Origin of the sequence: Nocardiopsis sp. NPDC006139, from assembly GCF_040614155.1 — a bacterium.
GTDB lineage: Bacteria > Actinomycetota > Actinomycetes > Streptosporangiales > Streptosporangiaceae > Nocardiopsis > Nocardiopsis changdeensis.
On the sequence record NZ_JBEXTT010000007.1, the window covers coordinates 315,057 to 322,896 of the forward strand.

10 protein-coding genes are annotated in these 7,840 nt (G+C 69.3%); 1 reads left to right on the forward strand and 9 read right to left on the reverse strand.

Features of this window, described 5'->3' with window-relative positions; all coding sequences use genetic code 11:
* From ABZ249_RS12245 to ABZ249_RS12285, 9 genes are all read right to left on the reverse strand, one after another.
* On the reverse strand, positions 1-2,496 hold the full coding sequence (locus ABZ249_RS12245; RefSeq protein WP_355260996.1) for an ATP-binding protein: 2,496 nt from the start codon (positions 2,494-2,496) through the stop codon (positions 1-3).
* Complete coding sequence (locus ABZ249_RS12250; RefSeq protein WP_355260999.1) at positions 2,496-3,038, reverse strand: TcpE family conjugal transfer membrane protein; 543 nt, start codon at positions 3,036-3,038, stop codon at positions 2,496-2,498. Before ABZ249_RS12250 ends, ABZ249_RS12245 begins: the two co-directional genes overlap by 1 nt.
* A complete protein-coding gene (locus ABZ249_RS12255) occupies positions 3,035-3,310 on the reverse strand; it encodes a hypothetical protein (protein ID WP_355261002.1) in 276 nt (91 codons plus the stop codon). Before ABZ249_RS12255 ends, ABZ249_RS12250 begins: the two co-directional genes overlap by 4 nt.
* A gap of 54 nt (positions 3,311-3,364) precedes the next feature.
* Positions 3,365-4,267, reverse strand: coding sequence for a conjugal transfer protein (locus ABZ249_RS12260; protein WP_355261005.1), 903 nt, complete (start codon positions 4,265-4,267; stop codon positions 3,365-3,367).
* Entirely contained in the window at positions 4,264-4,548 is a 285-nt protein-coding gene (locus ABZ249_RS12265; RefSeq protein WP_355261008.1) for a hypothetical protein, read from the reverse strand. Before ABZ249_RS12265 ends, ABZ249_RS12260 begins: the two co-directional genes overlap by 4 nt.
* 76 nt (positions 4,549-4,624) lie before the next feature.
* Positions 4,625-5,440, reverse strand: a complete 816-nt coding sequence (locus ABZ249_RS12270; protein ID WP_355261011.1) for a hypothetical protein — start codon at positions 5,438-5,440, stop codon at positions 4,625-4,627.
* Between the two features lie 438 nt (positions 5,441-5,878).
* Positions 5,879-6,013, reverse strand: coding sequence for a hypothetical protein (locus ABZ249_RS12275; protein ID WP_355261014.1), 135 nt, complete (start codon positions 6,011-6,013; stop codon positions 5,879-5,881).
* Complete coding sequence (locus tag ABZ249_RS12280) at positions 6,010-6,630, reverse strand: isoprenylcysteine carboxylmethyltransferase family protein (RefSeq protein ID WP_355261017.1); 621 nt, start codon at positions 6,628-6,630, stop codon at positions 6,010-6,012. The genes ABZ249_RS12275 and ABZ249_RS12280 overlap by 4 nt, the downstream gene beginning before the upstream one ends.
* 5 nt (positions 6,631-6,635) lie before the next feature.
* Positions 6,636-7,268, reverse strand: a complete 633-nt coding sequence (locus ABZ249_RS12285; RefSeq protein ID WP_355261020.1) for a class I SAM-dependent methyltransferase — start codon at positions 7,266-7,268, stop codon at positions 6,636-6,638.
* Between the two features lie 43 nt (positions 7,269-7,311).
* Between ABZ249_RS12285 and ABZ249_RS12290 the strand changes: the two genes are divergently transcribed.
* Positions 7,312-7,701: a metalloregulator ArsR/SmtB family transcription factor gene (locus tag ABZ249_RS12290; protein WP_355261023.1), complete on the forward strand. Its 390-nt coding sequence runs from the start codon at positions 7,312-7,314 to the stop codon at positions 7,699-7,701.
* The last annotated feature ends 139 nt before the right edge of the window (positions 7,702-7,840 follow it).

A 7,840-nucleotide genomic window follows, 5' to 3' on the forward strand; every position in this document is an offset into this window, starting at 1 on the left:
CTAGGCGGGTGTGGTCAGGATGGAGGTCTGGATGCGTTCCACGGGCGGGATGAGGATCTGGATGCGGCCGATGCGGCGGCGGGTGTCGGCCAGGAGCGCTTCGCCCTTGCGGGTGGGGTCGCCGGTGGGTGACAGGTCGGTGGTGACCAGGTCGACCATCGCCTGGTCATCCGGGTCCAACCCGAGGAAGGCCAGGGCCTTGCGAGCGAGGGTCACGTCGCGGTGGCGCAGGACGACCTTGGTGGACAACAGTCCTTGGACGATCTCGTCTCCGAAGTCGTCGGGATCGTGCGAGCCGAGCATCGCTCCGGCGGCGTGTTTGCGGCCGTCGCGGACCAGTTCCAAGACCAGATCGGTGCCTTCCGTACTGCTGGTGAGCCAGTGGCACTCATCCAGGGCGATGGCCGTGAAGCGCGAGTCGCTGAAGGCCATCTCACGGGCCACGGCCGCCACCAGGTAAAGCACCGCCCGGCCGATCAGAGTCTCCAGAGGCTGGCGCTGCATGTGCCATTCGGAAGCGAAAACCTCGCGTTTGGGCAGGGTCAGGCCCGCGGTGGCGAAAACAGTGAAGGCGGCAGTGTCGTCGTCGAGCCGCAGAGGCGGAAGGTCACCAAAGACCAACCGTCCGAGCCTGTCGTTGGCCACCGCGGTCAGCAGACCGGCCAGTTCTCGGGCCTTCTCTGCACGGTCAGTGCCGCCTTCTTCAGCGGCGATCTGTTCCAGTTCGGTGATCACGGCGCCCATGTGCGGATCGGCGCTGGCGGCCACGGCGTCGACAGCCTGGGCCAGGGCCAAACCGCCGGTGGACATGGCGGGTACACCCAGCTGCAGGGTCAGGTAGCTCTTGGCGTAGCGGGCTCCGATGTGTGGTTCAAAGATCCGCAGCGGGTCCAGGCAGATGGTGGCGTCGGCATCGGCCCGGATGATCTGGTGTCGATCCGGGGCTGCCTCGGCGGCGAAGCGCGCCCATTCGCCCAACGGGGTGCGATCGATGGCGATGACACGGTCACCGCGGTCGACCAGCCCGATCTGCACGGCTTTGAGAAGCACGGACTTGCCGGCGCCCAGCTCACCGACAACACCGAGGGAGGCGCTGGCGTCCTGGCGTGGGGCGCGGGCCAGGTCCACCAGCACCGGACGTGCGGTGCCGCCGTCCAAGGAGACGCCCAGGAGCGCTCCGGTGGGGTCACCGACGTCGGAGGAGCACCAGGGCATGGCCATGGCGTAGTCGCTGGCCAGCTGGTACTGGGTGGCTTCAGCCAGGACCGCAGGGACAACGGTGCCGGGGAGCATGCTGGCCCACAGGGCGCGTTGACCGCCGGTGGGGCGGATGAGCTGGTACTCGGCTGCGGAGAGGGAGTGGCGCAGGAGCTCGGCGTGCTGGTCGGCCTCTTCGGGGCTGGATCCCCACACACACAACACGGTGGCGGATTGGATCTCCACTTCGGTGCGCGACCCCTGCAACCGGGTACGTTCGTCGTCCAAGTCGGCGGCGGCGTCGAACAGGCTCTGCGGGGGCCCTGAGGTATCGCCGTCGTACTCGTCCACCTGCGCGGACAGTTCCCTGGCTTTGCGTTTGGTCTTGGCGTCGGCTTCGGCGTTGGACACGATCCTCAGGCGGGAGCACCAGTCCACGGGCATGGGGAAGCGGTCGAGGGTGCCCAACCACTCACTGCCCGGGAAGACATACGCCGTCGGCATCTCTCCCAGGGTCAGGAAGGCCTGGTATGAGGTGCCCTCGGGGGTCTCCACCTGCAGCCAGCGGCGGCGCAGCGATACTTTCGCCCCGTCCTCGGGCGTGCCTCCCTCCACTAGGCGGACTTCACCCAGCCCGGCCAGGGACGGCCCGCGCAGTCGGCCCTGCCACAGCCGTGACGCGGCCAGGTGGCGGTCGGCGTGGGCGGTGTCGGCGAGCAGCGGTTCGGCCAGGCCTCGGCGGATCGAATGGGCCAGCACCCACAGGATCTCCGCGGGGGTGGCGGGACGGATGACGGGCTGGCCGTGCATTTGCCGGCTGATCCGGTCGGCTTTGGTCAGGTAGGACTTGACTTGCGCGGTCGAGGGCGCCTGGGGTGTCACCCCCAGAAGGGAGGCCAGGGTGGATGCGGCGGCGGTGGCCAGGGAGCGCAGTTCCAGTGCGGGCCGGTCCGCAGGCAGGGGCAGGGCCAGCCAGTGGGTGCGTTCGGTCAGGTTCACCTTGTCGAGCATGTCCAGGGTGGCCTCGGCGACCTCGGCCCACTCGGGGTGGGCGTCCAGGTCGACGCCTTCCACCATCGCCTCGGCCACGTCGGCCGCGGAGGTCTGGGCGCACAGCGACAGCAGCATCGGTTCGCCGGTCAGACGCTTGAGCAGGCTGGTGGTCTGGGCGTGCAGTTCTGCGCGGGCACGCGGACTGGTGTGCAGATAGGAGCTGGGGGTCACCCGCCAGAGCGCCCACACCTGGCCGGACGTGGTCCAGGCGAGGTTGCCGATGATGTGTTGGATGGGAATCTGCATCAACTCTCCTCAGCAGGTTCCGGGGCGGAGGCCGTGAGCAGGTCGCGCAGGGTGGTGGCCCGAGGCCGGGGTGCCCACGCCTGGGCGGCCCCGCTGTCGTGGTCGGCGTCGTCGGAGACGGTCTCCTGGCTCGGGGGTGTGGGCTGGATGGTGATCGCTCCGTTCAGTTGGACGGGGTCGGGTGTGGGGACGGGGCGGCCGTGCAGCGTGCCGCGCCGGGAGGCGGTGTACAGGGCCAGGTAGCCGCCCAGCGCGCGAAGCGGGGTGCGGCCTTCGATCTGTGCGTGGCGCACCGCCCAGGTGGCGGCGATGGGCAGGGCCAGCGGGACCAGGGCGAAGGGCCCGAGCCGTGTCCACATCGGTGCGGTCTGGATGAGCAACCACAGGGAGACGACCAGAACACCGAGCTGGGTGGCACTGAACGGCCCCAGGGGCAGGGTCCAGCCCTGGATACGGCCGATGACCCAGGGGTGCCGACGAGCCCGGGTGTAGGAGCGCCCGATCAACGTGTGCTGGTCGGGCGCTCCTTCCTGGTGGCTCACGCCAGCGTGTGCTCGACCGTGGCGGGGGCGGAGGCTTCGACCTCGCCCTCGAACATGCCGGCGATGCCCTCGACGTTGTTGATCAGGGCGATGATGATCGCCATGCCCAGCGCGGCGATCGCGGCCTTCTTCCAGCTGCGGTACATGACGTACGCGGCCAAGACCACGAACACCCCGATGATCCACAGGGTCGGGTTGACCAGGGCGGTGACCTCGTCCAGCTTGGTGTCGTACCAGTCCAGGACGCCTGCCTGGAGCGTGGTTTCGGGCATGGGTGACCTCCACATGTCGGCTGTGTGGGAACCGTTTCGGGCGAAAGTGGGCGCTTAGGCCAAAGGCGGGGTGGCCACGGCGCTGATCTCCCAGCGCTGGCTACGCGAGGTCAGTTCCAGGGCGTAGCTCATCGGCCAGCTCTGGCCGTCCGAGGTCGTGACGACCAGGTCGGCCAGGACGAAGACGGTGTCTCCGTCTCCGGCGGGCGCTACCGCAGTGTCCTCGTCCTCGGGAACCGGGTAGACGCCGTCGATCTCGACTGCGGCGTGGGCCATAGCGATCGGCGGAAAGGCTGCTTCGGGTGCCAGGTAGCGGTCGAGTTCCCCTTCGCCGGCCAGGTAGGCCAAGGCCCAGCCCTGGACCGCCTCGGTGAGGGGCGAGTCGGCCAGCTTGCGTGAGGCGTACGCCAGCTCGGGCGGCTCAGCGGGCGCCCATGCTCCGACCTCGACCGGAAGGCTCAGAGCCGCCCACGTGGTGCCTTCGCCGTGGGCTGTGAGCCGTAGGTGCCGTACCGCCGGAGTCGTCGGATCCTCCCTTCGGGGATAGACCGCGACCGTGATGGTCCACTCCCTGTCACCGATCTGTTCGACGGCCACGGCGCTGACCCGGCTGGGTGCACCGGACGGGTCCGGTAGGGCTTCGAGCTGGCGGTCGCGAGCCGTGGGGTAGGCCAGTCGTACGGTGTCGATGTCTCCCTCCAGGTACGCGGTGACGACGCGTTCGGCCCATCCCGCGACGCCGAGTGCGGACAGGTCCGTTCCCTGGGCGGGCCGTTCTGGTTCGCTCTCCGGTACGGCTGGTCCATCCCAGGTGACCTGCATGAACAACCCGGCAGGGCCACACAGGACGGCGAGCCAGACAAGGAACTGAACCAGGATGGTCCGGGTGGAGCGCGGCAGGTGCGGGGCGAACCACGGCTCGGATCGCCCTGGCCCCGTCTCCGGGGTCTCGTTCACTCCCACCCCTGCTCTTGCGTCGGGTCCAGCTCCTCCAGCCGCTCCACCAGATGAGCGGTCCCTTCGTCGCACAGGCGCTGGAAGGCTTCCACCGCCTCAAAGGCGGGGCCATCCAAGTAGGCGCGCAGCTCTGCGCAGGCCCAGCGGTGGAAGGGATGCGACTGCAGGGTTTCCAGGAGGGGGGCCAGGCGCAGATAAGCCAGACCCACGGTGCGCTCGTCCTCGGTGAGCAGGTCGGCGCCGCCCAGGAGGAGCGGGTCGGTGGGGTCAAAGTCGTACATCAAAGAGCAGGCCTTCTGTCCGGGGATAGCGGGTCATCAACAAGGGCAAGCCCGCGTGTGGGGGGCCTGTGACGTCTCAGTCGGTGTCGTGTCCCAGGTAGCGCGCGGAGGCCGCGGCGAGGCGCCGTGCCGCGCGGCTGCACCGCTGGCGCATGGCATCGGGGCTGATGCCCGCCTGGCCGGCGACGGTGTCGGGATCGGCGACGCTGGTCCAGGAGGGGCGGCCGGGGGATTCGTCTCCGTAACGGTGGGCCAGCAGGGTGGCTTCCCCGGCATTGAGTACGCCTTCGGCAACCGACCAGGCCAGGATCTGGGCCAGTTCCTCGCTGGGGTGCAGGTCGGGCTCGTCGGCAGTGGTGCGGTCGGAGCCGACGCTGGCCATGGGGATCTCGTTGGCGCCGACCTTGGCCAGGCGCATCGCGGTGCGGTGCGCGGTCCAGGCCAGGTGAGGTGTGAGGTAGGTGCTCTTGTCCGTCGGGCAGGTGCGGATGGCGTCGTACATCGCCACGACGGCGAGCTGGCTGCGCTCTTCGATGTCGCGGATGTAGCCGGTCATGGCGCGGGAGGTGTGCACGATGCGGCCGATCATCAGCTGCAACACGATGCGGGAAGCGAGTTCGCCTTCGGATCCGGGCAGAGAGGTTCTGTCGAGCAGGGCGCGGAAGAGCTCGTCCGTCGCAGGGGTGACCGGGCCGTCGGCCAGGGTGCGGATGTCCTGGACGCTTCGGGCGCCACGCAGCCGCGAGTCCTCAGCGGACCAGGTCTGCACGGCGTGCTGGGCGGCGAAGTCCTCCCGAACCTGTGCCCACTGCTCGTTGAGCCGGTTGATGATGGTGGTCTTGCGGGCGGTGCCCATAGCGTTCTCCCTCGTTGAAGCGGGTGTCGTGGGCACCACTTCACGGGGGGAGGTTTGCCGAGGCGCATTGCCGAATGTCACACCAAGGTAACGATCGCGAGGGGGCATCATCGCTTCATGGCGTGATTTGTCCAGCGTCAGTGAACTTGATCCGTCGGCAGGCACTTGATCCACTGCGTCAGTAGATTTGGCGCTCTTACCGACTTCGCGTCAGTCGGCTTGATCTCCCATCGGCCGGTCAACCGCAGCGAACTTTTTAGGTCGCACGTGTAGCGGCACACCTTCGGCACCGACCTGGTGCGCGGTCGCGGTGAGCTGGCCCGCGAACCGGTGGACCTGGTGACCGTGGCCGAGCCGATGGGCCACGCCGATGTCAACACGCCCTGCCCACCGAGGCGGACAAGGCCGCCGCCTTGGACGCGCTGACCGTCGACCGGTGAAACCCGAAGCGCTCCGCGATGCCCTGTGCGTGCTCTAGAACAGCAGGAGAGCGCCTATGGCCAGCAGGGTGGTGGCACTGGTGGCCACGATCAGAAGCAGGGCGATCGTGCCGGTGCGCTCTTCTTCGGGGGTGGGGTCGTGGTCGTTGGGCGTGCAGCAGTCGCTCATCGGGTTCCCTTCGTGGTGCCGTGGTCGCTCAGGCGGCCGATCCCGGGCAGGAACCGGCCGGTCCGTGCGGAGTAGTCGAGGTAGGCCGCGCCGTGGATGCGCTGTAGGTAGGGTTCTTCGATCGCCCTCACCTGCATGTGAACGCCGATGAGGACGGCGGCCGCGCCGAACGCGGCGATGGGGTTGGGCACCGTCAGGGCCAGGCCCAGCGACATCGCGGTGTAGGCGGTGTAGATGGGGTTGCGGACGAGGCGGAACGGGCCGGCGGTCACCAGTGGTGGGCGCTCGGTCTCATCAGGGGTGGTCCGCCATGCCAGGCCCATGGCGAGCTGGGTGGCGAAGGTCCCCGCCACGCCCAAGGCGGCCAGAGCCGCGCCGGCGGCGCGCAGGGCGGGCTGGTCGAGGCCGGGCAGCGGTGTGAGGCCCACCAGCTCGGCGATGGGTGCGGCGACGCCGGTGGACAGGCTGCCCAGGGCGAGCGGGAGTCGGGCGATCCAGCCCAGAGGGGTGGCCGGGCGTCGGATCCCGGTGTCGGTGCCGTGTCGTCGTTGGAGCTGTGTCTTGGTGGCCGTCAGGATGATGAAGACGGCATAGAGCGCGAGTGCGGTGATGGCCATCGTGTTCACCTGCTGTCCTGGGTACGGGTGGCCACGCCCAAGACGTAGTCGCCGCCGATGCGGGTGCGCCAACTCTCGCCGATGTGCAGGCCGTGGCGGGGCAGTTCGGCGAGGAACTCGCCCGCGCTGAACCGGTCGGCACCGGGGTGGTCGAACAGGGCCTGATAGGTGGGCCGGGCCAGGGCGGTGGCGGTGACCTCGTCGAAGAAGAACCGGCCCCCCGGTGCCAGGACGCGGGCGACCTCGGCCAGGGCGTCGCGCCAGTTCGGGATGTGGTGGATGATCGCGAAGTCGAACACCGCCTCATAGGAGGCGTCCTGGCCGCCGTCGATGGGGGCGAAGGCCGCGGCCAGGTCGGTGGCCGAGCCGCGGGCCAGGTAGACGCGCTCTCCGTGGCGCTGAAGGCGGCGCCGTGCTCTGGCCAGCATCTTCGGGTCCAGGTCCACGGCGTCCACGGACGCCGCGCCGAAGGTGTCCAGGATGAGTTTGGTGCCGTATCCGGGCCCACAGCCCAGCTCGGCCGCGCGGGCGCCGGGGGTGCGTCCGCCCAGTTTGATGAGCAGGTTGGCCTCGTAGTGCTGGAGCAGTCGCCGGGGGCCGGAGTCGATCAGCGCCGACTCCACGCGGTTCATGAGCATGCCCACACCTTCCATCATCGCCGAAATGGGATATGATCGTTTCATGACGATGAATAGCACGGATGAGTGTCCGTCCACAACGAGCGCGGGACTGAGTGCGGCCGAAGCCCTCTTCCACAGCCTGGCCGACGGCACCCGGTTGGCGATCGTGCGCCGCCTGGCCCAAGGCGAGGCGCGGGTGGCCGACCTGGTGGCCCAACTGGGGCTGGCGCAGTCCACGGTCTCGGCGCACGTGGCGTGCCTGCGCGACTGCAACCTGGTCGACGGGCGCGCCGAGGGGCGGCAGGTGTTCTACTCCCTGACCCGCCCCGAACTGCTGGACCTGCTGGCCTCGGCCGAGGTTCTGCTGGCCGCGACCGGCCGAGCGGTCGTGCTGTGCCCCACCTACGGAACCGACAGCCAGACCACGACGACGGGGGTGCGCGGTGAGTGACGCCTGCGCATGCGACGGCGAAGAGTCCCGCACCGGCGAAGAAGCCGAAGAGCACGAGCCCGAGACGCTGTGGCAGGTGAGCGAGATCCGCTTCGCCGCCGTGGCCGCCCTGCTCCTGGGCGCCGGGTACGCCTCGGGC

Bases quoted from the DNA above. Each gene is read 5' to 3' on its own strand.
- ABZ249_RS12245 (WP_355260996.1), bottom strand. From the start codon at position 2,496: ATGCAGATTCCCATCCAACACATCATCGGCAACCTCGCCTGGACCACG.
- ABZ249_RS12255 (WP_355261002.1), bottom strand. From the start codon at position 3,310: ATGCCCGAAACCACGCTCCAGGCAGGCGTCCTGGACTGGTACGACACC.
- ABZ249_RS12265 (WP_355261008.1), bottom strand. From the start codon at position 4,548: ATGTACGACTTTGACCCCACCGACCCGCTCCTCCTGGGCGGCGCCGAC.
- ABZ249_RS12275 (WP_355261014.1), bottom strand. From the start codon at position 6,013: ATGAGCGACTGCTGCACGCCCAACGACCACGACCCCACCCCCGAAGAA.
- ABZ249_RS12280 (WP_355261017.1), bottom strand. From the start codon at position 6,630: ATGGCCATCACCGCACTCGCGCTCTATGCCGTCTTCATCATCCTGACG.
- ABZ249_RS12285 (WP_355261020.1), bottom strand. From the start codon at position 7,268: ATGCTCATGAACCGCGTGGAGTCGGCGCTGATCGACTCCGGCCCCCGG.
- ABZ249_RS12290 (WP_355261023.1), top strand. From the start codon at position 7,312: ATGACGATGAATAGCACGGATGAGTGTCCGTCCACAACGAGCGCGGGA.